Origin of the sequence: Micromonospora sp. NPDC005324, from assembly GCF_040607155.1 — a bacterium.
GTDB lineage: Bacteria > Actinomycetota > Actinomycetes > Mycobacteriales > Micromonosporaceae > Micromonospora > Micromonospora trifolii.
In genome coordinates, this window is the sequence record NZ_JBEXGE010000006.1 from 83108 (window position 1) to 106163 (window position 23056).

General features: G+C 69.5%; 27 protein-coding genes and 1 pseudogene. 10 read left to right on the plus strand and 18 right to left on the minus strand.

Annotated features, from left to right (window positions below; all coding sequences use genetic code 11):
• Window positions 1-7: 7 nt before the first annotated feature.
• From ABZS40_RS08410 to ABZS40_RS08420, 3 genes are read right to left on the minus strand one after another with little or no spacing between them, the layout of a single operon-like run.
• Window positions 8-595 carry a GNAT family N-acetyltransferase gene (locus ABZS40_RS08410; RefSeq protein ID WP_354942665.1) on the minus strand — a complete coding sequence of 196 codons (588 nt, stop codon included), beginning with the start codon at window positions 593-595 and terminating at the stop codon, window positions 8-10.
• A 24-nt stretch (window positions 596-619) separates the two neighbouring features.
• Entirely contained in the window at window positions 620-1126 is a 507-nt protein-coding gene (locus ABZS40_RS08415; protein ID WP_354942666.1) for a DinB family protein, read from the minus strand.
• Entirely contained in the window at window positions 1123-2154 is a 1032-nt protein-coding gene (locus ABZS40_RS08420) for an aldo/keto reductase (protein ID WP_354942667.1), read from the minus strand. Before ABZS40_RS08420 ends, ABZS40_RS08415 begins: the two co-directional genes overlap by 4 nt.
• A gap of 122 nt (window positions 2155-2276) precedes the next feature.
• Here ABZS40_RS08420 and ABZS40_RS08425 point away from each other — a divergent pair, with 122 nt between their 5' ends.
• Window positions 2277-3830, plus strand: coding sequence for a glycosyltransferase family 39 protein (locus ABZS40_RS08425; RefSeq protein WP_354942668.1), 1554 nt, complete (start codon window positions 2277-2279; stop codon window positions 3828-3830).
• Between the two features lie 29 nt (window positions 3831-3859).
• Here the strand turns inward: ABZS40_RS08425 and ABZS40_RS08430 are convergent, their stop codons facing one another.
• Complete coding sequence (locus ABZS40_RS08430) at window positions 3860-4339, minus strand: Rrf2 family transcriptional regulator (protein ID WP_354942669.1); 480 nt, start codon at window positions 4337-4339, stop codon at window positions 3860-3862.
• Window positions 4340-4469: 130 nt separating this feature from the next.
• Between ABZS40_RS08430 and ABZS40_RS08435 the strand changes: the two genes are divergently transcribed.
• Window positions 4470-5210: an NAD(P)H-binding protein gene (locus ABZS40_RS08435; RefSeq protein ID WP_354942670.1), complete on the plus strand. Its 741-nt coding sequence runs from the start codon at window positions 4470-4472 to the stop codon at window positions 5208-5210.
• A gap of 37 nt (window positions 5211-5247) precedes the next feature.
• Here ABZS40_RS08435 and ABZS40_RS08440 read toward each other — a convergent pair whose 3' ends face one another.
• Together ABZS40_RS08440 and ABZS40_RS08445 are read right to left on the minus strand one after the other, a co-directional pair.
• Entirely contained in the window at window positions 5248-5820 is a 573-nt protein-coding gene (locus ABZS40_RS08440) for a GNAT family N-acetyltransferase (RefSeq protein WP_354942671.1), read from the minus strand.
• The gene (locus ABZS40_RS08445; RefSeq protein ID WP_354942672.1) at window positions 5820-7073 is read right to left on the minus strand and encodes an MFS transporter; all 1254 of its coding nucleotides are present in this window, start codon (window positions 7071-7073) and stop codon (window positions 5820-5822) included. Before ABZS40_RS08445 ends, ABZS40_RS08440 begins: the two co-directional genes overlap by 1 nt.
• A gap of 126 nt (window positions 7074-7199) precedes the next feature.
• Here ABZS40_RS08445 and ABZS40_RS08450 point away from each other — a divergent pair, with 126 nt between their 5' ends.
• On the plus strand, window positions 7200-8138 hold the full coding sequence (locus ABZS40_RS08450; protein WP_354942673.1) for a LysR family transcriptional regulator: 939 nt from the start codon (window positions 7200-7202) through the stop codon (window positions 8136-8138).
• On the opposite strand, the gene ABZS40_RS08455 is transcribed toward ABZS40_RS08450, so the two are convergent.
• A complete protein-coding gene (locus ABZS40_RS08455) occupies window positions 8131-8574 on the minus strand; it encodes a helix-turn-helix domain-containing protein (protein ID WP_354942674.1) in 444 nt (147 codons plus the stop codon). The genes ABZS40_RS08450 and ABZS40_RS08455 overlap by 8 nt on opposite strands.
• Between ABZS40_RS08455 and ABZS40_RS08460 the strand changes: the two are divergent.
• From ABZS40_RS08460 to ABZS40_RS08475, 4 genes and pseudogenes are all read left to right on the plus strand, one after another.
• Window positions 8555-9281, plus strand: a pseudogene (locus tag ABZS40_RS08460) (alpha/beta hydrolase). The gene ABZS40_RS08455 and the pseudogene ABZS40_RS08460 overlap by 20 nt on opposite strands.
• 121 nt (window positions 9282-9402) lie before the next feature.
• The gene (locus ABZS40_RS08465; RefSeq protein ID WP_354942675.1) at window positions 9403-9813 is read left to right on the plus strand and encodes a metalloregulator ArsR/SmtB family transcription factor; all 411 of its coding nucleotides are present in this window, start codon (window positions 9403-9405) and stop codon (window positions 9811-9813) included.
• A complete protein-coding gene (locus tag ABZS40_RS08470) occupies window positions 9813-10295 on the plus strand; it encodes an SRPBCC domain-containing protein (protein WP_354942676.1) in 483 nt (160 codons plus the stop codon). Before ABZS40_RS08465 ends, ABZS40_RS08470 begins: the two co-directional genes overlap by 1 nt.
• A gap of 4 nt (window positions 10296-10299) precedes the next feature.
• Entirely contained in the window at window positions 10300-10860 is a 561-nt protein-coding gene (locus tag ABZS40_RS08475; RefSeq protein ID WP_354942677.1) for a dihydrofolate reductase family protein, read from the plus strand.
• 90 nt (window positions 10861-10950) lie between these two features.
• Here ABZS40_RS08475 and ABZS40_RS08480 read toward each other — a convergent pair whose 3' ends face one another.
• A complete protein-coding gene (locus ABZS40_RS08480) occupies window positions 10951-11343 on the minus strand; it encodes a hypothetical protein (protein ID WP_354942678.1) in 393 nt (130 codons plus the stop codon).
• Window positions 11344-11484: 141 nt separating this feature from the next.
• Here ABZS40_RS08480 and ABZS40_RS08485 point away from each other — a divergent pair, with 141 nt between their 5' ends.
• On the plus strand, window positions 11485-11946 hold the full coding sequence (locus tag ABZS40_RS08485; protein ID WP_354942679.1) for an HNH endonuclease: 462 nt from the start codon (window positions 11485-11487) through the stop codon (window positions 11944-11946).
• A gap of 315 nt (window positions 11947-12261) precedes the next feature.
• Here ABZS40_RS08485 and ABZS40_RS08490 read toward each other — a convergent pair whose 3' ends face one another.
• The 6 genes from ABZS40_RS08490 to ABZS40_RS08515 all read right to left on the minus strand — a co-directional run bounded on the left by ABZS40_RS08490 (window position 12262) and on the right by ABZS40_RS08515 (window position 17082).
• A complete protein-coding gene (locus ABZS40_RS08490; protein ID WP_354942680.1) occupies window positions 12262-12801 on the minus strand; it encodes an SUKH-4 family immunity protein in 540 nt (179 codons plus the stop codon).
• Window positions 12798-13337 carry a hypothetical protein gene (locus ABZS40_RS08495; protein ID WP_354942681.1) on the minus strand — a complete coding sequence of 180 codons (540 nt, stop codon included), beginning with the start codon at window positions 13335-13337 and terminating at the stop codon, window positions 12798-12800. The genes ABZS40_RS08490 and ABZS40_RS08495 overlap by 4 nt, the downstream gene beginning before the upstream one ends.
• Entirely contained in the window at window positions 13334-13903 is a 570-nt protein-coding gene (locus tag ABZS40_RS08500) for an endonuclease (RefSeq protein WP_354942682.1), read from the minus strand. Before ABZS40_RS08500 ends, ABZS40_RS08495 begins: the two co-directional genes overlap by 4 nt.
• On the minus strand, window positions 13896-14390 hold the full coding sequence (locus ABZS40_RS08505) for a hypothetical protein (protein ID WP_354942683.1): 495 nt from the start codon (window positions 14388-14390) through the stop codon (window positions 13896-13898). Before ABZS40_RS08505 ends, ABZS40_RS08500 begins: the two co-directional genes overlap by 8 nt.
• Before the next feature lie 4 nt (window positions 14391-14394).
• Complete coding sequence (locus ABZS40_RS08510; protein ID WP_354942684.1) at window positions 14395-14718, minus strand: hypothetical protein; 324 nt, start codon at window positions 14716-14718, stop codon at window positions 14395-14397.
• Between the two features lie 420 nt (window positions 14719-15138).
• The gene (locus ABZS40_RS08515; protein ID WP_354942685.1) at window positions 15139-17082 is read right to left on the minus strand and encodes a S9 family peptidase; all 1944 of its coding nucleotides are present in this window, start codon (window positions 17080-17082) and stop codon (window positions 15139-15141) included.
• A 190-nt stretch (window positions 17083-17272) separates the two neighbouring features.
• Between ABZS40_RS08515 and ABZS40_RS08520 the strand changes: the two genes are divergently transcribed.
• Window positions 17273-18055: a nucleotidyltransferase domain-containing protein gene (locus ABZS40_RS08520; RefSeq protein ID WP_354942686.1), complete on the plus strand. Its 783-nt coding sequence runs from the start codon at window positions 17273-17275 to the stop codon at window positions 18053-18055.
• 75 nt (window positions 18056-18130) lie between these two features.
• Here ABZS40_RS08520 and rox read toward each other — a convergent pair whose 3' ends face one another.
• The gene (gene rox / locus ABZS40_RS08525; RefSeq protein ID WP_354942687.1) at window positions 18131-19585 is read right to left on the minus strand and encodes a rifampin monooxygenase; all 1455 of its coding nucleotides are present in this window, start codon (window positions 19583-19585) and stop codon (window positions 18131-18133) included.
• A 198-nt stretch (window positions 19586-19783) separates the two neighbouring features.
• Window positions 19784-20497, minus strand: coding sequence for a TetR/AcrR family transcriptional regulator (locus tag ABZS40_RS08530; RefSeq protein ID WP_354942688.1), 714 nt, complete (start codon window positions 20495-20497; stop codon window positions 19784-19786).
• 85 nt (window positions 20498-20582) lie between these two features.
• Between ABZS40_RS08530 and ABZS40_RS08535 the strand changes: the two genes are divergently transcribed.
• A complete protein-coding gene (locus ABZS40_RS08535) occupies window positions 20583-21446 on the plus strand; it encodes an NmrA family NAD(P)-binding protein (protein WP_354942689.1) in 864 nt (287 codons plus the stop codon).
• Between the two features lie 22 nt (window positions 21447-21468).
• Here the strand turns inward: ABZS40_RS08535 and ABZS40_RS08540 are convergent, their stop codons facing one another.
• Together ABZS40_RS08540 and ABZS40_RS08545 are read right to left on the minus strand one after the other, a co-directional pair.
• A complete protein-coding gene (locus tag ABZS40_RS08540) occupies window positions 21469-22251 on the minus strand; it encodes an ABC transporter permease (protein ID WP_354942690.1) in 783 nt (260 codons plus the stop codon).
• 31 nt (window positions 22252-22282) lie between these two features.
• Window positions 22283-23041, minus strand: a complete 759-nt coding sequence (locus ABZS40_RS08545) for an ABC transporter permease (protein WP_354942691.1) — start codon at window positions 23039-23041, stop codon at window positions 22283-22285.
• Window positions 23042-23056: the final 15 nt, after the last annotated feature.

Consider the following 23056-nt stretch of genomic DNA (forward strand, 5'->3'; position numbering starts at 1 on the left):
CGGGCGATCAGATCGGGCCGTCGGTGCGCAGCCGTGCGTGCAGGTGCATGTCGTGCCAGCCGTCGGCGTGGCGAACCGACCCCCGGGCTACGCCCTCCACCGGAAAGCCGGCCCGCGTGGCGACCCGGCAGGACGCCGCGTTGGCCGTCGAGTGCTCCAGGGCCAGTCGGTGCAGACCGGCCCGCGTGAAACTCCACCGGGTGAGCGCCCCCAGCGCCTCGGTGGCGATGCGCCGACCACGCGCGGCGGGCACCAACCAGTACGACAGCTGCGCCGACGCCTCGGTCAACAGCACACCGCGCAACCCGATCTGACCGACAGGCCGGTCGTCGGCGTCGACGACGGCCCAACTGGCGGCCGTCTCGTCGTGCCAGCGGCGGGCCCACTGCCCCGTCCAGGCCCGCGCCTCATCGCCACTGTCGAGACGGCGCACGTGCCATCGCTGGATCGCCGGACAGTCGAAGGCGGCCCGGACGGCCGGGGCGTCGTCGTCGCGCCACGGCCGCAGGGCCAGCCCGGGGCGTACCGGAAGGTGGGGTTGCTCCTGAGCGGCGAGGCTCCCGGCGGACAGGGCTGGTGCGACGAGCAGCGGCATCAGCCCATTATCGAGCCGGCGGCCTCACTCTCCGGTCGGGCCGCCCGCGAGTTCGGCGACCACGTCCAGGTGACCCAGGTGGCGGGCGTACTCCTGCACCAGGTGGAACAGCACCCGCTCCAGCGACGCCGGGTCCGCGCCTGTCCAGCGCGGGCCCGGCGCACCGATCTCGGCCAGGTCGTGCGCCGTCACCACCGCTGTGGTGTGCGCGCCCTGCGCCCGCAGCGCAGCCACCAGATCCGCGCGCGTCTCGTCGGGGCCGACGTACCAGCGGTCGTCGCGGCGGTCGCCCCACGGCTCGGTGACGTCCCGCCCCTGGAAACCCCACTCGATCCAGCGCCGTTCGACGTGGCGCAGGTGTGTGAGCAGTTCCAGTGGGGTCCACCCGGACGGCAGCCGGCTGCGCCGCAGCTCCGGCTCGGCCAGCGCGGACACCTTGTCCACCACGGACTCCCGGAAGTAGTCCAGGTAGCGCAGGAAGACCTCGGTGCGGCTGCCGGCCGGGTGGGTGGGCTCGGGGAACGCGGTCATGACCCGGTCGGCAGGTCACGGGCGCGCTGGCGCACACCCGCGCCGCCATACGGGTAGTCGCCCACCAGCGGGGCGCTCGCCTCGTCCAGCAACCGCATCTGCTCGGCGTCGAGGACCAGGTTGCCGGCGGTCAGGTTGTCGTCGAGCTGCTCGGTGGTTCGCGCGCCGAGGATCACCGAGGTGACCGCCGGTCGCGCCACCAGCCAGGCCAGCGACACCGCCGACATGGACACGCCCCGGTCCTCGGCGATCTGGCGGACCGCGTCGAGCACCCGCCAGGTGCGTTCCTCGGCGTTGCGACCCGCGTACGCCTCGACGCCGCGCTGTGGGTTCTCGCCGAGCCGCGTCGCGCCGGTGGGCGTGCTGTCGCGCTGGTACTTGCCGGTCAGCCACCCGCCGCCCAGAGGTGACCACGGCAGGATGCCGATGCCCTCGTTCTCGCAGACCGGCACCAACTCGAACTCGATCTCCCGGGCCAGCAGGTTGTACTGCGGTTGCAGGGTCACGATCGGGGTGAGGTTGAGGTGCTGGGTGAGCAGGGCGGCCTTCTGCAACTGCCAACCGGTGAAGTTGCTGACCCCCGCGTAGCGGATCTTGCCGGCGCTGACCGCGTCGTCGAAGAACCGCAGCGTCTCCGGCAGCGGGGTCAGCGGATCCCAGGCGTGCGCCTGGTACAGGTCGAGGGCCTCGACGCCGAGTCGACGCAGGCTGGCGTCCAGGGCGCGGGTGAGGTGCACCCGGGACAGGCCGGCGTCGTTGGCCCCCGCGCCCATCGGGAACCGCCCCTTGGTGGCGATCACCAGGCGGTCACGCACGTCGGGTCGGCTGCGCAACCAGCGACCGATGATGTCCTCCGAGATGCCGGTGGAGTAGACGTCAGCGGTGTCGACGAAGGTGCCACCGGCCTCGACGAACCGGTCCAGTTGGGCGAAGCTGCCGGCCTCGTCGGTCTCCGCGCCGAAGGTCATCGTGCCCAGACACAGGGTCGACACCACGGTGCCGGTGGAGCCCAGAGTGCGATAGCGCATATCGTCCTTTCGGTCCAAGTGACAAAGCCGATCTTCGCACCCGTCCCGACCACCCGCATTCGGGACTGTGCCGAACGCCGTACGGGCACCCGCGCGGCGACTCCCCCGGTCATCATGAGCGGGTGAGCGAGCCCGCGATCGAGATCGACCGACCTCAGCGGCCCACCCAGTCGCCGCCCTCGGCGGTGCCACCCGAGCCCGGCGCGCCCGCCCGTGGCCCGTGGCTGGTGGCCGCCGCGACCACAGTGACGCTCCTGCTGCTCGCGGGTCGTTACGGCTATCACCGCGACGAGCTGTACTTCCTGCTCGCCGGCCGGCACCTCGACTGGGGCTACGTCGATCAGGGGCCACTGGTCCCGACGCTGGCCCGGCTGCTCGACACGATCGCGCCGGGCAATCTGGTGGTGCTGCGTACCCCGTCGGCGCTGCTGGCCGGCGCCGCGGTGCTGCTGGTCGCCGCCATCGCCCGGGAGTTGGGCGCCGGCCGGGACGGGCAGCTCTTCGCAGCGGTGCTCGCCGCGCTCTCCGGCATCGTGCTCGCCAGTGGTCACCTGCTCAGCACCACCACCGTCGACCTGCTGGTCTGGTTGGTCGCGGCGTGGTGTGCGGTGCGGTTGCTGCGCACCGGTGACAGCCGCTGGGCGTTGGGCATCGGGCTGGCGCTCGGTGTGGGCATGCTCAGCAAGCTGCTGCCGGCGCTGCTGGCCGTCGGCCTGGTCGCCGGGGTGCTCATCGCCGGGCCGCGTCGGCTGCTGCGCGACCGGTGGGTGCTCGCCGCCGCCGGGATCACCGTGCTGCTGGCCGCGCCGAACCTGATCTGGCAGGCGACCAACGGTTTCCCGCAGCTCGGCGTGGCCGGGTCCATCTCCGACGGCGACAGCTCCTACAGTGGTCGGCGCGACGCGTTCATCCTCCACTTCGTCATCATCAGCCCGTACGCCGTACCGATCTGGATCGCCGGTCTCGTCGCGCTGCTGCGCCGGCCGGCCTGGCGGGCCTACCGGGCGGTGGGCTGGGCGTGGCTGGTAGTGGTCGGCATCGTGCTGATCGCCGGCGGCAAGGGTTACTACGACGCGCCGCTGTTGCTGGTCCTCACCGCCGCCGGCGCGTTGGTCACCGTGGCGTGGGCCTCGCGCGGTTCGCTCTGGTGGCGTCGGGGGTTGCTCGCGTTGGGCGTGGTGCCGTTCCTGCTGCCCAACGTCGTGCTGCTGCTGCCGGTGCTGCCGGCCGACCGGCTGCCCGGCTTCGTGGTCGACGTCAACTACGACGCCGGCGAGACGATCGGTTGGCCGGAGTTCGCCGACTCTCTCGCCGCTGTCCATCGCGGACTGCCGCCGCAGGAGCGTTCGCGGGCGGTCGTCCTCACCGGCAACTACGGCGAGGCCGGTGCGGTGGCCCGCTACGGGCCGGCCCGTGGTCTGCCCCGGGCGTACTCCGGGCACAACAGCATGGTCGACTTCGGTCGGCCGCCCGCCGACGCGGACGTGGTCATCGCCGTCGGCTGGGAGCGCCCCGACCAGCTGAACACCTGGTTCGAGCAGTGCACCCTCGCCGGGCGGGTGGACCAGCGCGTCGAGGTGGAGAACGACGAGAACGGCGGCCCGATCCACGTGTGCCGGGGGCTGCGGCGTCCGTGGGCGCAGATCTGGGACTCCGAGGTACGCCACACCGGCTGACCGTGTTCACCCGGCTCCGTCGGGTCGGGTCAGGCTCCGCCGGTCAGCCAGGCCTGGATACCGACCAGCGCCTCGGGGCCGGAGGTGGCGTCGACGTCGCGGGCGAGATCGGCGATCGTGACCGCGGCGAGCGCCTGGTGCCACGCGTCCTCCGCCGCCCACATGGCGCGGGACACCGGGCACGGCGTGGTGCAGGCGTCGGCCGGGGTCGCGAAGGGGCCGCGCTGGCGGATCTCCGTGCAGACGAAGGACGGGCCGGGCCCGTCAATGGCCCGGACCACGTCGAGCAGGGTGATGCTCGCCGGCGCGCGGGTCAGCACGTAGCCGCCCGACTTGCCCTGTACGGAGTGGATCAGGCCGGCGCGGGCCAGCGCCTGGAGCTGCTTGGCGAGGTAGCTGCTGGAGACGTCGTGCAGCTCAGCCAGCTTGGCCGCCGGCACGGGCGTGTGGCTGGCCGTGAGCACCACGCAGCAGTGCAGCGCCCACTCGACCCCGCCGGACATCTTCATGACGTCACCCTAGCCACCCCATTACCCGGACTTATTATGTCCGAGTATAGTTCCCGGACAACGAAGGTCCGAGTATCGGCTGAACCTCAGCCGGACAGACGACCACGTATCCACGGGAAGGTGCATGGGCATGAAGATCGCCGTACTGGGCGGGACCGGTCTCATCGGGTCACAGGTCGTCAAGATCTTGCAGGCCGCGGGGCACGAGGCGGTGCCGCTCTCGCCGTCCACCGGGGTGGACCTGCTCACCGGACAGGGCCTGTCCGACGGGCTCTCCGGCGCCGAGGTCGTCGTCAACCTGACGAACTCGCCGACCTTCGACGAGGCCTCGCCCGCCTTCTTCCAGACGACCATGGACAACCTGCTGGCCGCCGCCGCTCGCGCGGGCGTCGGCCACGCGGTGGTGCTCTCCATCGTCGGCGTCGACCAGGTGCCCGACCTGGACTACTACCGCGCCAAGACCCTCCAGGAGGAGATCCTCACGGCCGGTCCGATTCCGTACTCGATCGTCCGCGCCACCCAGTTCTTCGAGTTCGTCGAGGCGATCATGTCCTGGACGGCCGACGACAGCACCGTCCGGCTGCCCAGCGCTCCCGTCCAGCCCATCGCCGCGGCCGACGTCGCGCAGGCCGTCGCCGAGGTCAGCATGGGCGCGCCGTTGCAGGGCATCCGCAACGTCGCCGGACCCGACGTCTTCGCCCTCGACGAGCTGGGGCGGATCACCCTCGCCGCCCGCGGTGACACGCGCACCGTCACCACCGACGACAGCGCCGGCATGTTCGCCGCCGCCCCCAACGACGTCCTCATCGCCACGGACGACGCCGTCATCGCGCCCACCGCCTACCGGGAGTGGCTCGGCCGCCAGGCCTGAGGTGTCGACCTGATCCGCACGTCGCCGTGGCAGACGATCACGACGGCGGCGTGCGGGTCCGGGCCCGCCACTCGTGCGCCAGGATCGCGAAGACGAGCTGGTCGGCCCACTCCCCCTTGAACTGGTAACTCTCGACATGGCGGGCCTCCTGCCGCATGCCGAGTCGCGTCATCATCCGGGCCGACGCGGCGTTGCGACAGTGGCACCGGCCGTAGACGCGGTGCAGCCCGAACTCGGCGAACCCCCACGCCAGCATGGCGGTGGCGGCCTCAGTGGCCAACCCGCGACCGCCGTGGTCGGGGTGGAAGACGAACCCGAGTTCGGCCGTACGGTCGGACTGGCTGCGCCACACCAACTCCACGATCCCGATCACCCCGGCGTCGGCGACCGCGGCCACCGTCAGGCAGTCACCCTCCGCGCGCCACGCGTCCTCGCCTGCCATGGCGAGCACCGACACCCGTGACTGCTCACGTGTACGTGGCTCCGCGCCGAGCATCCAGCGCACGACGTCGGGTCGACGCTGAAACGCGTACACGTTGTCGAGGTCGTCGATCGTGACCGGGCGCAGGGCGAGCCGTGCGGTCCGGATCGGGTAGGTCGGCTGGGCCATCACGCGATCGTAGAGACCCGCGCGGAGCGCTCCGCTGCCGGTCGATCGGCGTTCGGGCGCCGGGGCAGCAGCAACGGGCTCGCGAAGATCACCAGCCCGGCGACCGTGATCGCCGTACGAGGGCTGGTGGCCTGCGCGAGCAGCCCACCGAGCGCGCTGAGGGTGGCGATGGTGGCGCTGCTGCCGATCGACCAGGCAGAGAGGGTACGGACGATGCGATCCTTCGGAGTCTGCTGAAGGCGGTAGGTGGCGAGCACCGGGTTGTACAGGCTCATGCTGATGATGATCGCGAACTCGACGGCGATCACCGTGGCGAGACCGAGCACGCCGGGTTGGACGAAGGCGAGGCCGATCAGCCAGATCGCGCGCAACGTGCCCAGGGTGCGGATGATCCGGTGTTGGCCGTAGCGTGCCACCACCCGACGGGCCAGGCGTGACCCGATGAGCCCGCCGACGCAGGGCACGGCGAAGGCGAGGCCGTACTGCCAGGGCGGAAAGCCCAGCTCGCCGAGCAGGAGCACGGCCAGCAGCGGCTCGGTGGCCATGATCAGTCCCGCGACGAGCAACTGGTTGAGGTAGAGCGCCCGCAGGCCGGGATGGGTGAGCAGGTGCCGCCAGCCGTCGAGCAGCTCACCGGCCCGGATCCGGCCTGCGCCGGTGCGCCGCGGGAGGTCCTCGTGCCCGCGAATGGCGGTGAGGCCCAGCGCGGAGAGCAGGTAGCTGAGCGCGTCGGCCACGATGGTGACGACCGGCCCGAACAGTCCCACTGCCGCCCCGCCCAGCGGCGGTCCGAGCGCGATCGCGCTCCAGGTCGTCGACTCGAACCGCGCGTTCGCCACCAGCAGGTCGTCCGGCCGGACGAGGGCCTTGAGGAAGGCGCCGCTGGCCGTGTTGAAGGCGATCTTGGCGGTGGCGGCCACTGCCGAGACGACCAGCAACTGCCCGAAGCTGAGCCGGCCGAGGGCGTACGTGACGGGGATCGTCAGCAGGACCGCGAACCGGGCCAGGTCCATCGCGATCATCACCCGCCGCTTGCGGTGGAACTCCACCCACGGCCCGAGCGGCAACGCGATCAGCGCGCCCACCGCCGGCCCCAACGCGGCCAACACGGAGACCTGTGCGGGGCTGGCCTGCAACACCAGCACGGCGATCAACGGCAACGCCCCGAAGCCCAGCCCGGAGCCGTAGGCGCTGACCGCGTACGACGCCCACAACCAGCCGAACCGCCGCCCCAGGGATCGCCTCGCGGACACGCCCACACCCCCGTTCCCGACAACTCAGCGTTGACCGTGAGGATCAAAGCAACGCCGCTCACCCGGGATCAAACAACCGCACGAGCGGCGAGCCACAACCAGACGTTGTGTCAGTAGGGTTGCCGGGTGAATCTCGATGCCGTCCGCACCTTCGTCGCCGCCGTCGACGCCGGCCAGTTCCAGGACGCCGCCGCCACGCTGTCGATCACCCAGCAGGCTGTCTCCAAGCGCATCGCCGCACTGGAGAAGGACCTCGGGGTACGGCTGTTCACCCGCACGGCGCGCGGCACCCACCTCACCGTCGACGGTCAGACCTTCCTGCCGCACGCCCGTGAACTGCTCCGAGCCGAGGCGCGCGCCGACGCCTCCGTACGCCCCGGCCGACGGGCACTGCGCGTCGACGTGCACAGCCGACGGATCGCACCGGCGGTGCTGTTGCAGGACTTCCACCGCGCGCATCCCCGCATCGAGCTGGACGTCGTCACCCTCGACGCCGACGTTCACGCCGCGATGGCCGCCGCCGAGGCGGGGACGGTCGACGCCACCTTCCACGCCGTCACCGTCGCTGCGCGTCACCTGCCCGCCGCGATCAGAACCACGCGCGTGATCGACGAGCACCACGAGCTACTCGTCGGCCCCCGTCACGCGCTCGCCAACGCCCGCACCGTCACGCCCGCGCAACTCGCCGAGCACCGGATCTGGATGCCCGGCATGGCCCCCGGCACCGAATGGGCCGACTACTACGACGAACTCGCCGCCGCGTTCGGCCTCACCATCGACCTGGTCGGGCCGGTCTTCGGTAACGAGGCGCTGCTGGCCGAGATCGCCGACTCCGCGGAGCTGGCGACCCTTGCCGGCGTTCGCACCCGGTACCTGTGGCCGGACAGCTACGACCTGCGGCGCGTACCGGTGCGGGACCCGGCGCCCATCTACCCCATGTCACTCATCTGGCGCGACGACAACCCCCACCCCGCGCTGCGGGCACTGCGCGACCACCTCGACTCCCGGCGAGTGCAGGCACCCGACATCGAGGTCTGGCTACCGGAATGGGCGCACGTCAGCTAGTCAGGTCGGCGGACACCTGATCGTCGTGACGGCGGCGGGCCCGACCAACGGCCGCCATGTGGTGCTCAGCCCAGGCGCGTACCGCTGCCAGCGGGGCGTCCAACGAGACGCCCAGATCGGTGAGCGCATAGTAGACGCGCGGCGGCACGGTCGGCTCGACGCGGCGGGTGACCAGGCCGTCACGGCGCAGGCTCTGCAGGGTCTGCGAGAGCATCTTGTGCGACACCCCGGGCGTACGGCGACGCAGCTCGGCGAACCCGAGTTCGCCCGGATGGACGTCAGCGAGCACCTTGATCAGCATCGACGTCCACTTGTCGCCGATCCGGTCGAGCAGCTCCCGGGTCGGGCAGGCCGGGCTGAAGAGATTCCCGGTTACCTCCAGCTCACCAGGTGGTGCCGGACCGCCGGTGCTGCTGATGCACGGTTGGCCGCACACCTGGCAGGTGTGGCGTCCCGTCCTGCCGCTGTTGACCAGCCAGCGTCGGGTCATCGCGCCCGACCTGCGCGGCCCTCGGCGACAGCGCCCACGCGGCAGATGGCTTCGACGCCGCGACCGGTGCCGACGACATGCTCGGGCTGCTCGACGCACTCGGCGTCGACCAGGCCGATGTGGTGGCCCTCGACGCCGGCGTACCCGCCGCCTTCCTGCTGGGCGTGCGGCACCCGACCCGCGTCCGCCGACTGGTCCTCATGGAGTCGGTGCTGCCCGGCCTGCCGGGCGGTTTCGCCACGCCGCCGTGGTGGTTCGGCTTCCACTCCGCCCCCGGGCTGGCCGAGACGGTGCTGGAAGGTCACGAGGGCGCATACCTGGACTGGTTCCTCACGGCGGGGACCTACGAGCGCCGGGGCGTGCCGCCGGAGATCCGGGAGGCGTTCGTCCACGCGTACACCGGCCGCGAGGCGCTGCGCCGCGGGTTCGGCTACTACCGGGCGGCGGAGCAGAACGCGGCAGCCATCCTCGCGGCGGGACGGCTGACCGTGCCGACCCTCGCCGTCGGCGGCAACACGGTCGGCGACCTCCTGCACCACCAGTTGGCCCCGGTCAGCGACGATCTGACGGGAACCCTCGTCGCGCGCAGCGGCCATCTCGTGCCGCTCGACCGTCCAGACGCCGTCGCCGAGCTGATCCTCGCATCTCCGTGAGCTGAATCCCGCAGTCTCGAAAGAGCGCCGCCCACCCTGGTCGCCCGCGACGTCTTGGCGTGTTGACACGCGCTCGTCCGGCACTACATTTAACGTGTTGGTTAAGTGACTGGAGGCTCTGGTGTCTGGCAGCGATCAACTCAGCGCGGTGTTCTCGGCGCTCGCCGACCCGACTCGACGGGCGATCCTCGCCGAGCTGGCCGATCGCGACGCCACGGTCACCGAGCTCACCGCTCCGCTTCCGATCTCGATGCCGGCGGTGTCGCGGCACCTGAAGGCGCTTGAGCGCGCCGGGCTCATCTCACGCACCCGGTCGGGGAAGTTGCGGATGAGTCGCATCGAGGCCGCCCCGCTGCGCGAAGCGGCCGAGTGGATCGAGCGGTACCGGCGGATCTGGGACACGTCCCTCACCCGCCTCGACGCCCACCTCGCGGCCGTGCAGGCCGCCGGTCACCCTACGGATCTCACGGCCCACGGACCTGCAACTCCCGACAGGGAAACCCCGAACAGGGCAAACGACAAGGAGAATTGATGGACAGCGACAGGCCGCCAATCGTCATCTCACGCGTGGTGGACGCGCCACGGGAGCTGGTCTACCGCGCTTTCACCGACCCGGACCACCTGGCGGCATGGTGGGGGCCGATCGGCAACTCACTGCCCCGCGAGGAGATGAAGTTCGACGTCCGCCCTGGCGGCTACCAGCGGTGGATCGAGGTCTTCCCGTCCCAACCCGGCCTTCGAGTCGAGGTCCACATCGACCTGACCGACGTCGTCGACGGCGAACTGCTCGACGGCGTCGCGCACGTCACCGGGCAACTGCCGGAGGGCCTTCAGCCGCACGAGACACGGATGCGGGTCGAGTTCCACGACGAGGCCGATGGACGGACGCGACTCGAGATCCGTCAGTGGCTCTCCGAGCAGCTGGCCGATCCCGCCAACCAGGGTTGGAACGAGGCCTTCTCCAAACTGGATGCCACACTGCGGAATGCCGTCGCCGTCGACGTGGAGGTGTAGCGCCATGGCCAAGCTGATCTACGTGACCAATGTGTCCCTCGACGGATACATCGAGGACGAACACGGCCGCTTCGACTGGGCCCAGCCCAGCGACGATTACTTCGCGTTCGTCACCGATCTCATGCGGCCCATGGGCACCTACCTCTACGGCCGACGCCTGTACGAGTCGATGGCTGTCTGGGAGACCGACTCCGCCCTGGCCGCGGGGTCGAAGCTGAGGGCCGACTTCGCCGACGTCTGGCAGACAGCGGACAAGGTCGTCTACTCCACCACGCTGGACTCGACGTCGACTGCCAAAACCCGGCTCGAAGGGAGCTTCGACCCCGCCTCGGTACGCGCCATGAAAGCCTCGGCCACCAGTGACCTCACCATCGGGGGCGCACACCTCGCGGCGCAGGCATTCCGGGCCGGGCTGGTCGACGAGTGCAACCTGCTGATCCACCCCATCGTCACCGGCGGAGGCAAGCCCGCGCTGCCCAGCGGCACCCGCCTCGGCCTGGAGCTACTGAGCGATCGCCGATTCAACAACGGCGTGGCATCCCTGCACTACCGCATCCGTACCTGAAACGGTTGTCGGCGTCACCGACCCGGACGTATGTCGGTGGCGCCGACAGGGCTTCGCCCAGCTCGCTCTGTGCAAGCTCTCGCCTCCCCGTCAGTCTCCATACCAGTGCAGCGTCAGGCCAGGCTCGTCACGCCAACGCGCCAGCAACGCCTTCAGCCCCGCCACCAGCCCACGCTCCGCGTCGTCAGCCGCCGCCGCCCCGAGACAGTCGACGTCAGCATCGAGCTGCGGCAGATCATCGTGAACGAGTACGCCATCTGACCACGGGTCGAGCTGACCCAGGATCGGAAGTCGGTTACCGCCGGCGGCGTTCAGCAACGGCAGCAACTTCTCCACCGGCACGTCGAGCAGCAAACCGCGCTCCCGCGCTGTGGCCCACTCTTCGGCGTCGGCGCGATAGCGCTCCCGTCGCTGCGCGCGGGTAGCCCGACGCAGGCTCTTCGGACGCGGCAGCGGAGCGCGCAGCACCAACAGCAGACCCACCCCGGCGACGCTACGGCAGCTCTGGTGTGGACAGCACGGCCGGCTACCGGCCGGCCGGAGCGCGCGGCCATTCGCCGAGCAGGCACGCCCGCGTGTCAGGCATCGTTGGGCCACGCTGCGTGACGTGGGTACGGTGACGGGGTGCTCTCGACCGTGAAGGGTCTGTCCCGGTACCACACCGACGAGTCGCTGCGCGCTCACCTGCTGGAGCGCTCACACCGCACCGAGGACGGCTGCCTGGTCATCGAAGGTTACGGGCGGCGACGCGGGGTGCACCAGAAGGTTGCCGGCCGCGCGTGGGCGCATATCGCCGCTTACGTCGTCCTCGTCGGCGGGTACGACCCGGCCCTCGACGTCGACCAGACCTGCGGCGCCGCCGACTGTATCGAGCCGACACATCTGCGCCAGGTCAGCCGGACCGAGGCCTGCCGCAACCGAACACAGGCGGCACAGTGCCGCAACGGCCACGACCGTGAACTCGACCCGGCCACCGGCCGGTACCGTCGGGTCTGCCGGACGTGCAACCGGGAGGCCCAGCGCCGCTGGCGTGAACGTGAGGCCGCCGAGGTAGCCCAGGGCCGCGCCGCGTTCGGCCGCTCGTAGTGATCGCTCGGGGATGACAGGTCTCCCCGCGACCCGTTTTCCCGTCGGGGCAAAGACGGTCGGCTCATCCGGCCATCTACACCATCCTCATTCCTTACGCACAAGAACTGTCATTATGATGCACGTACTTTTCGCCCCTTTTGTCGTAGGTATTTATTGGATTATCATTAATAAAAATCCAGTAATTCTGTCAGGAGGGTCGGCGAGGCTCGATCAGGTGCCACGCAGTCGTCAGATGGTCGCGTGGTTCAGCATGAGATACGCGCACTCATGCGGGCTGTGACCGTCCGCGTCCCTCAGTCCTGAGGCCGGTCGTCAGTGGCCGGTGGACTCCAGTTGACCGAAGGCCACGCTCCACCACGCCTCCGGGTCGGCGAACGCGGACGGGTCCACCATCGTCAGGTCGGCGCGGACAGCTGCGGCGCGGGCCGCACGCTCCCGGCCACCCGGGTCGTTCACGATCAGCTGCCCGAGGCGGTAGAGGAACTCGACGAACGCCGCGAATGTCGTGTTGACCTGCTCGAAGTTCGGCGACTCCAGATCCAGCAACTCGACGCCGCCGGCCAGCGTGTCCAGGCAGAACAGCATCAGGCTGTCCTCGGGAGAGCTACCCAGGACGAGGTAGGTGCGCGGCCCCGCGTCGCCGACCTCGATCCGCAGCTTCGAGAACAGCTCCAAGCCTTCGACGGCGACGTCGACGGTGAACAGGATTGGTACTTCCGTCGGGAAGGCGCCGTTGGGTGGGAAGGTCTCCGGCCGGATCGGGCCGAGGATGTCATCGAACCTGTCGACCGGGAAGTGCAGCACCCCGTCGGCGCCCCACAGGTCGATGAGCTGCTCGTAGGTAACTGTCACTCGTCCGGTTCCTCGTCGTCCTCGTCCACGGTAGTGAGCCCGTGCTCGTCGAGAAAACCCCACCACTCGTCGTCGCCTGCCACCTCGACGTACAGGGGACCGAACACGTAGCCGGCGAGGAAATATTCGAGGTTCGGCATCAGCTCCTCGAACTCCTCCCGCACATAGAACGGGTCACTGCTGGTCTGCGGGCACCACCAGACGGCCCCGGTGTCGCGCCGCAGCAGCACCGGTTCCCGGGCCAGGACGCCGAGGTAGTACCACTCGGCGGGCTCGTCGGCCACTCCGGTGAACTCGGGCATGTGGCCGAGCATGTCCCGCCGGTAGTCAAGGTGGACGGTGCCCCACAGCTCGAAGTCGCCGGCCCGGACGCCGTCGGCGACCTCCAGCAGATCCCGAACCGGCTGCGGCACATCGTCGGAGATCTTGTCGGCCGGCGCGCCCTGATTGATCTGCGCCCACAGCAACGTCGCGGGCTGGTCTGCCTCCAGATCGGCGCGCAACTGCACGATGAGTTCCCGCAAGTCGGGATTCAAGGGATCACCTCTATTCGGATCGGCGTTCCGTCGGGCAGCTTCCGAATCACCTGCCAGAACTCGTTGCCCATGTCCTGGTTCGTGTCGGAATCCAGAAGCCTCAGATTATCGACGGTGTCCGGACCGCCCAACTGCGGATCCCACACATGATCGACATCGAGAGAGTCCAGGCGGGCCAGAAGCTTGGTCGCCATGGCCTTGCCCTCCTCGGTGGCTGTGCCGCCCGGCGGCCAGTACTTGGCGAAAATTGCCTCCCGGACGCGTTTGCGGTAGGCCTTGGTGAGCTCGGGGTCCTTGTCGACGGGGTTGGCCTGCTTGAACAGCTTGCCCTCGTCACTGAGCTTCTGCAGTGCTCTGACCTTGCGGTCGAAGGGTCCCTTCTTGTAGAACGACTTGCGCTTGACCTTGAGGACGAACTCGGGCAGGTCGTTGTTGCGGGTCACCGGCTCGGCCCGCTTCTTCGGCTTCTTGGCGGCGGCCTCGACCGCCTTGCCCACCAGCTTGCCGACCTTCGCCTTCGGCACGTCGCCGCGTGGCTTCGAGCTCTTCGGCTTGTGGCTAGGCATCCATGAGCTCCGAGAGGACCTGGTCGATCAACAGGCCAACGATCTCCCGCATGATCACCTGGAAGATCGGAATCTCGAGAAGTGAAGCGCCGAAGGTGGCGACCGCCGTCGCGATGGCCTGCGCCACCTGAAACGCCAGAATCGCGAGCTGCACGATTATCTGAATCTTCAGGGCCAGCACAATCGCCGCGCAGATCATCAGACCGGTGCCGACCAGCATCGCCGCCTGGGAGTAGCTCGGCAGGGTGCCCGGCCCGCTCTCGGCGTCCGTCCACCACTTCTGAAACGCCTGCAACGACTCGGCGCTGTGCTGCGACCACACAGTGGTCGCGGCTGACCCGGCTCGGCCCGCGGTGGCCCCGACGGTACCGCCGAAGGCAAGCCAAGCCTGGCCCATTTCGAAGATTCTCTCCTCGTCGGCCTCGGGCCAGGTGTACCCGAGCCAGCCGAGCGCGGTGATCAGCTCCCCCGGCAGTTGGAGTCCCATGCCGTCAGTCCAGTTGTCCGCGGAGGGACCGGATCATGCCGGCCGCGTCCTGCTCGGCGGCCTCGTAGTTGTCGGCCATCAGCGTCAGGTCGCTGCCCGCCGAACCGATCTCCTCGGCCGCCTCGCCGATGCAGTCGAGCACCCAGGCCGCGACCATGGTGTACGCCACACCGATCAGCGACCCGATGTCGTCGGCGCCCCACGGCTCGCCGAAGCCCTGCATCTGTGACTCGAAACTCTCCAGCTCACCAATGAACCCTTGGGCGACGTCGATCACGGCGTCCCCGCCGGACCGCAGCAACGCCGGATCGACCTCGAAGCCGTTCACCCGACGCAGCCCCGGGACATCCGCGTCTGCGCCTCAGCTGACGCCGGCTTGAACTCGCCCGGCCGCGGGCGGCGCGCGGTCTCGTCATTCTCTGGTGCAGGACTGGCACCTCGCAGCGGACCGGCGGTCGCGGCCAGCATGCGGGCGAACTCCCCGCCCGTCAATTGATTCGTTGGCATCTGCCCTCCCCGTTTGACCGGAGAATACAACCGGGCCGTCCTTCATCGACACCCGTTGAGGCGGAACACCCCTCCGGTTAGAACCAGCCGAGTGTCCTACACGGACTGTGGTCGGTGACGAAGGGCTCCTGCTCGATGATCCCTCCCCTGGAGGCGAGTATCAGTATTCGAAAACTGTTGTGGTACACAGCGATGGTCGATCGGCGTGGCTCCGTGAGACCGCCGTGGTCGGCCAGCCACATCAACGACCAGGGGAAGCAATGAACTCTGGTCCGCGTACCGGTTCAGGCCGCAGCCAGCGGTCAAACCAGGAGCGGGTCCGGCGCAGGACGTCGAGTTGGTGATTGCGTTCCCGGACCGAGTGGCCTTCTCTCGGGTAGATCACGAACTCGTGTTCGACGTCGAAGTGGCGCAGCGCCCGGTGGAGGAACACGGCCTGTCCGACGGGAACGTTGGTGTCCTCGGCGCCGTGCAGGATGAGCACCGGCGTGTGGATGTGGCTGGCGAAGGAGATCGGGCTGACCGCGTCATGTGGGTGTGGCCCGATACCGGACCAGCCGGTGCTGCCGCCGAGCGCGGCTTCGAACTGGCCGTTCTCGCCAGTCGCGGCGAGCATGCCCCAGTCGATGATGCCGGCGCCGACCAGCGCGGCGCGGAAGCGGTCGGTCTGGCCGATGGCCCAGGCGGACATGAAGCCGCCGTGGCTCCAGCCGGCGATACCCAGCCGGTCAGGGTCGGCGATGCCCTCGGCAATGAGCAGGTCGATGCCGGCCAGGATGTCGGTCCACTCCTGCTGGCCGACCTGGCCGGCGATGCTGGCGGCGAACTGGTGGCCACGGCCCTGGCCGCCGCGCGGATTGGGCAGCAACACCGCGTAGCCGGCGGCGGCCAGCCACTGCGCACTGGGGATCCAGAACAACTGGCAACGGTCGGCGTAGCGATCGTATGGGCCTCCGTGCACGATTGTGACCAGCGGGAACGGACCCTCCGATGCGGCTCGTCCGACCGGTAGTACGAGCAAGCCGTCCAGGGCGAGGCCGTCTGCGGCGCGGTAGGCCAGCGGTTGTTGGGTGCCGAGTGCGATGCCGTCCAGCTCCGGCCGGGTGTTGGTGATTCTTCGCAGCGGCCCGGTTGGCGCTCCGATGTGAACGTTCGGGGGCTGATAGCGGGTGCCGGTGAGCACCGCGATCTCGTCGCCGGTAGGGGTGGTGGCGAGGTCGTCGAGGCGTCCGGGGTGATGCGACAGGGTCGTGAGGTCGGTGGGGTCGAGCCGGGCCATTGTCGTGTTCAGGCCGTCGGCGAGAACCACCAGCGGGGCGGCGTCGGTTTGACACAGTTCGGTGGGGCACATCGAGAGGCCGGCGGTGCGGTTGCGCAGGACGTGGCTGTCCACGGCCAGGTCGAACACGGCGGTGCCGGCCTGCAGAGCCGGTGGGGTGAGCGCGATGTAACCGAGGTGCCACCCGTCCTCGCCCGGCCACCAGGCCAGAGATCGTGCGTCGACCCCGACCGGTCCGAGGTTCTCGGCGGTCCCGGCCGTGGGGTCGAACAGGTGCAGGTGACCGGTACGCGGACCGTAGTCGTTGTCAGCGCTGGCCCAGGTCAGCACGGCAAGTGGGCCGCCGTCGGGACGTTGCCGCAGTTCCACGACGTGCCGGTCACCGAACACCTTCGGGGTGGTGACCCCACCGGTGCGTAGGTCGAATAGGCGGATCCGGGCACGTGGTTCGCGCTCGCCGACGACGATGGCGTCGTGTCGGTCCCGGGCGCGGCGCGCGTCCTGCTCGGTGGGTTCGTCCTCGGCGAGCAGAGCGACCAGGTTGGAGTCGGCGAGCGGCAGGTGGTCGAGGACGCCGGCGCACCAGTTGGTCAACGTGGTCAATGTGCCGTCGGCGAGGGTGAGCCCGTGCAGTTGCGGGGTACCACGGTCGTTGCGGTCGGACAGGAAGAACAGCGTCTCCGAGTCGGCCGACCAGCGTGGCCGGGACTCGGTCGCGGTGTCGGCGGTCGCCCGCCGTGACGCGAAGGCGCCATCGGTGTGCACGAGCCAGAGTTCGGTGTCGAGGTGGTCACCGGTCCGGCTGACGGGAGCCAGGACGTAGCAGAGCAGCCGCCCGTCCGGGGCGAGCGCCGGGGCCTGCGGGGCACAGCCATCGACCACGAGTTCGGCGGTCAGTCCCGTCATGCGATCAGTCTGCCAGCGTCCACGGATCACATGCGATCGCTCCGGTGCTGAATCGACGCACTGGCGAGTTCCTGGCGCAAGCGGCGAGGCATGATGTCCTCATGGACGCGTGCGAACCGCTTGTCATGGTGCGAGCGAGAACGGCTCCCCGCCGCCTCAGCCGCGCGTCTCCCACAGCCGCGGCAAGTAGGTGTCGGAGCACCGCGACCTGATGTTCTCAGTAGAGGATCGCGACCTGATCCAGCGGCGGCTGCTGCAGCTGGCGGAACAAGACCCCGCTGTCGTCGCCGCGGCGATCACCGGCTCGCACGCCACGAACGATGAGGATCGCTGGTCGGACATCGATCTGGCCTTGGGGGTCAGTGAACCGCTCGACGCCGTGATGAGTCGATGGACGCGGCAGATGTATCAGGACTTCGCGGCGGTCCACCACTGGGATGTGACGTCCGGGCCTGCGATCTACCGGGTGTTCCTGCTGCCTCACTGCCTGGAAGTCGACCTCTCGTTCAGTTCGGAAGTCGAGTTCGGGCCGCGAGGCCCGAGTTGGCGACTCGTATTCGGGCAGTCCACACCACCCCGGGCTGTCACGCCGAGCCGCCACGACGAGATGGCCGGCCTGGCATGGCACCACGCACTACACGCGCGGATCAGCATTGAACGAGGCAGATATTGGCAGGCGGAGCACTGGATCGGCGCCATGCGCACCCAGACAATCGCACTCGCCTGCCAGCGCTTGGGCCACCCCACAATTTACGCCAAAGGCGCCCACCTACTGCCCGCCGACATCACCGGACCGCTCGAAGCGACACTGGTCCGCTGCATGGACGAAACTGAGTTACGTCGCGCACTCTCGGCCGTCGCAACGGCCCTGACCGCAGAGCTCACTCGCACGGACCCGGCCCTGGCCGATCGACTACACCCGTTTCTCACCGAACTCCGATCGCCCGTAGCGTACCGCCCACAACAACGCTGAGCAGATGACCGAGTTGGGTGTGCCGTCGTGGCGGGGTCGGTGAACAGGTGGCACGTAGGGCCGCCGTTCCTGAGATCAGTGGGCCTGCCTGCCGAACCAGCGGGTGAGGTGGTCCTCCAGGTCCCGCTGGTCCTCGCCGATCCAGGCGACATGTCCGTCGGGGCGGAGCAGGACACCCGGAACGTCCACTGCCGCAGTGGGGTCCGCGAGGTAGTCGACCCGGTCTGACCAGCCGCCGACAGTGAGGCGTTCGGTGCGGTCCAGCAGTAGGCCGCGGCCGCGGTGCAGCAGACCGTAGAGGTTGCCCTGTTTCACATCCAGGTCGGGCAGGCGGCGACCGAGCAGGTCAGGGCCCGCGCCGAAGTCGTAGCGGATGCCGATGGCGGTGATCTTCTCGAGCAGGTGGAGGTTCACCTCGTCGAAGTCCATCAGCTCGGTGAGCAACCTCCGCACGGCCTGCGCGCCCGGTTCGGTGGACAACAGCTCCGTCTGGGCTCGGGTGTTGTCCAGCACCGCCTCGGCGACCGGACGGCGTTCGGTCTGGTAGGTGTCCAGCAGGGCGTCCGGCGCCCAGCCGCGGACTCGCGCGGCCAACTTCCAGCCGAGGTTGAACGCGTCCTGGACGCCCAGGTTGAGGCCCTGCCCGCCGATGGGCGGATGGATGTGCGCCGCGTCGCCGGCCAGCAGCACCCGATCGACCCGATAACGTTCGGCGAGCCGGGTGGCATCGCCGAAGCGGGACAACCAGCGCGGGGAGTGCACGCCGAAGTCGGTCCCGGCGATGGCGCGCAACTGGTGTTTGAAGTCCTCGAGGGTGGGCGGTTCGGCGCGGTCGCTGACCCCGGCGGCGGGCACCAGGACGCTGTAGACCCCGACGCCCGCGGGCCGGAGCCAGAATCGCTGATGGGTCTCGCGGATCTCGGCCACCGTGACGGCGATCTGCTCCTGCGGTACGCCCACCTCCATCTCGCCCATCAGGCTCTCGGTCCGTGCGGGCTCGCCGGGAAAGCCGACGCCGAGCAGTTTGCGCACAGTGCTGCGCCCCCCGTCACCACCGACGAGATAACGCGAACGCAGCTTTTCCCCGTCGGCCAGTTCGACGGTCACACCCTCGTCGTCCTGCTCGAGACCGACGACCGCGCAACCGCGCCGGACCTGCGCGCCCAGTTCGATGGCGTGCTCTTCGAGCAGACGTTCGATGACCGGCTGTGGAATACCCAGCAGATAGGCGTACCGGGAATCCACGCCCCTGGGCGCGGGCTTGGCGATGGCGGCGAAGAAGGCGCTGGCCGGACGCCGCCGCCCGTGCGGGAGGATGCGGTCCAGCAGGCCTCGCATCGCCATCAGCTCGAGACTGCGGATGTGCAGGCCGACGATGCGGACGGCCGACGCCGGCTGGGTCTCCTTCTCCAGAACGAGGACCCGTACGTCGTGCAGTCGCAGTTCGGCGGCGAGCATCGCACCGGTCGGCCCGCACCCGGCAATGATCACGTCGTACGGCGGCTCGGCGATGGATTGCGCAGGGTACATAGGTGTTGCCTTTCGGGAGTGTGCCGTGTTGGCAGGGCGCTCCCGGCGACACCTACGTCAATCGCCCGACCGTGACGGCAAGGGGGAGCACCCACATCGCTACAACGTTCATGGGTCTCACCTCCTCGGGCGGTGGCGCGGTCAACTGCAAGTTATCTCCCCAGCGCGATCACGTCGAGTCGTTTCCTCGTCAGGCGATCACGGGGTCGGGTGAGTCAGCGATCGGTGGAGCCACTCGGCCATCAGCGCACGTTCGGCGGCGGTGAGCCCCGGGAGGTCGGCCAGCACCGTCGCGAAGGTCACCGCGACCGCGTTCGCGGTCGTGTCGGGTGTCGCCGGAGTTGTCGCCAGGATGCTGGTGAGCACGGCATCGAGCATGGCCTCGCCCAGACCGAGGTCGCGCTGGTCGGCTGGCAGTCCGAGCAGCGCGAGGATGGTTCCGTTGCCCGCGGAGTGGATCATCATGAGGGCGCGCTCCTCGTCGACCCGGAGGAGGCCGGCTGCGGCGAGTCGCCGGACGCGGCGACGGAGCACGTCGAGGCCGGCGACCGTCGCCGGCGAGGGTGCGCCGCTCCCCCGCGTGGCGATCAGCGCGTACAGCTCGGGGTTTGTCAGGCCGAACTCGACGTGCGCGCGCCACCCGGCGCGCAGGTCCGCGACCGGGTCGTCCGTCGCGCCGTCCGCTGCGACCGATTTGCCGCTGACGTAAGTGGCCATGACGTGCTCGGCGACGGCGTCGATGAGGCCGTCCTTGTCGCCGAACAGGCGATAGATGGTCGGCGCCTGTACGCCCGCGGCCTGGGCGACGGCGCGCGTCGTCACCGCGTTCGCGCCGTTCTCGCGCAGCAGTTGGGTCGCTGCCGCGACGATGCCCGCGCGGACGTCGTCGCGGGTGTCCTGCGTCGTCACCATGAACCGATGCTAACAGTGACTTGTTATCCACGAATTATCGATGATAACGTTCGTCGCGTAACGTCGATAACAAGGAGCGCTCATCATGATCGTCGTCACCGGAGCCACTGGTCAGCTCGGGTCCCAGATCGTCGACCGGCTGCTCGACCGGCTGCCGCCCGACGCCCTGGCCGTGAGCGTGCGCGACGTCGACAGGGCTGCCGGCCTCGCCGAGCGAGGGGTGCGGGTGCGCGCCGCGGACTTCACCGACCCGGCCACGCTGGGGCACGCCTTCGAGGGTGCCGACAAGGTCCTCATCGTGTCCGCCGCCATCCGCGGCCCCGGCGCGATCGTCGCCAACCGCGCCGCCATCGACGCCGCCCGCGCCGCGGGAGCCAACCGAGTGCTCTACACCAGCCACCAGGCCGCCTCCCGGGACTCGCTCTTCGCCGCCCAGCCCACGCACGCCGCGACCGAGGAGCACCTGGCCGGACTGGGGGTTCCCTTCACCGCACTGCGCAACGGGTTCTACGCGAGCGCGCTCAGCTTCTCCATCGGCACGGCACTGGAAACCGGGCAACTCGTGGCGCCGGCGGACGGCCCGGTGTCCTGGACCGCGCACGCAGACCTGGCCGAGGCCGCAGCCGTCGCCCTCACCGAGGACGGCGTACTGGACGGGGTCACGGCACCGCTGACCGCGTCGGAGATGCTCGACCTCGAAGCGGTGGCCGCCCTCCTCAGCGACATCACGGGCCGCACCGTCGAGCGTGTCGTCGTGCAGGACGACGAGTGGCGGGCGGGCGCGATCGAGCGAGGCATGCCTGCCGGGGCAGCGGACTTCACTCTCGGCATGTACCGCGCGGCGCGAGGAAAAGAGTTCGCCGTGACCGATCCGACGCTGGAGACGGTCATCGGCCACCGCCCGGTCCCCGTCCGCACGGTGCTGGAGACCATCGTCGCCCAGCGATGAGGAGTCGAGAACTCGGTGGTCGTCAGCGCAGCATCGCCCGGGTCATTCGACGGGTGGCGACGTACATCGCGATCGAGCCGAACGCGACGAGGTAGGCCACCGGGATCAGCAGCTCCCAGCCGAGGTGGCCCAACGCGGGTTCCCGGACCAGCTCGATGCTGTGGTAGAGCGGCAGCGCCTGGATCAGGGGCCGCACCGCCTCCGGGTAGACCGACAGGGGATAGAACGTCGTCGCGAACAGGTACATCGGCAGCATGAAGAGCTGGATGTACTGGAAGTCGGGGAAGTCGCGCAGGTACGTCGTGACGGCCAGTCCGCCGGCCGCGAACGCGTACGAGATCAGCACCGACGCCGGTAGGGCCAGCAGCACCCAGGCCGACGTGACCAGCCCACCGACGGCCATGAGGATGAGGAATCCGATCGACGTCAGCAGCCCGTTGATCATCGCGCTGGTCACCTCGCCGACGGCGATGTCGGTGACGGAGAGCGGTGTCGGCAGGATCGCCTCGTAGGTCTTCTCGACCCTCATCCGGATGAACACACCGAAGCTCGTCTGGTTGAACGCCGTGTTCATGGCCGTGGTCGCCAGGATCGCCGGGGCCACGTACGCGGCGTACGGGACCTCGACGCCGGGGACCGTGCCGACGAGCATCCCGACGCCGACGCCGATCGACAGCAGGTACAGGATCGGTTCGACGAGCGCGTTGAGCAGCGGCGTGACCGACCGGCGGTAGATCATGAAGTTGCGTTCGATGAGCGCCAGAGCCCGGCGTCTCGTCCAGGCGGGTACGGCGACGGTGGTCATGGTGCCTCCAGGGGGCTCTGGACGTCGGCCGTCACGGGTGCAACCGTCGGCGGTAGGTGACCCGAGCGACCAGGAAGCCGCCGATCGCGAGTGCCAGCAGGTAGCCGATGTGGACGGAGCTGCCGGTGATCGTCGCTGTGCCGAGGCTGAGGGTGCGGCACAGCTCCACCCCGTGCCACAGCGGCAGCAGGTAGGACACCGGTCGGATCCACTCCGGTAGCTGCGAGACCGCGAAGAACGTGCCGGAGAACATGTAGAGCGGCATGATGACGAAGCGGAACACCGTGTCGATGTGGCGCAGCTTGCGCACACCGACCGCCCAGGCGGCTGCGGGTGCCGCGAACGCGACCCCGGTCAGCGTCGCGCCGAGCAGGGCGCCGAGGGCCCACCATCCTCCGATCAACCCGAACGCGGCCATCACCACGATGAAAGCGCCGCTGGCGATGAGCACCCGGAAGGTGATGAAGAGCAGGTGCCCGGCGGCGAGCTGCTCCGGCCGCAGCGGCGTCGGTGTGGCACTGCGGTACGCCCCGAAGCCGGCAGCGCGGGCGACCCCCCCGGCCCCTTCCAGGAACGCGTTCTGCATCGCGGCGGCGGCCAGCATGCCCGGGGCGAAGAACGCCGCGTAGGAGACGCCGGCGATCTGGGCGGGCGCGTTGTCGTCGACCAGCGCGCCCAGCCCGGCACCGATGCCGATGAGGAACAGCGACGGGTTCAGCACGTTGATCACGATCGAGCCCCGCCAGGTACGCCGGTAGCGCGTCAACCAGTACGTGAATACACGAAACACCAGTGAGCTCTCCTG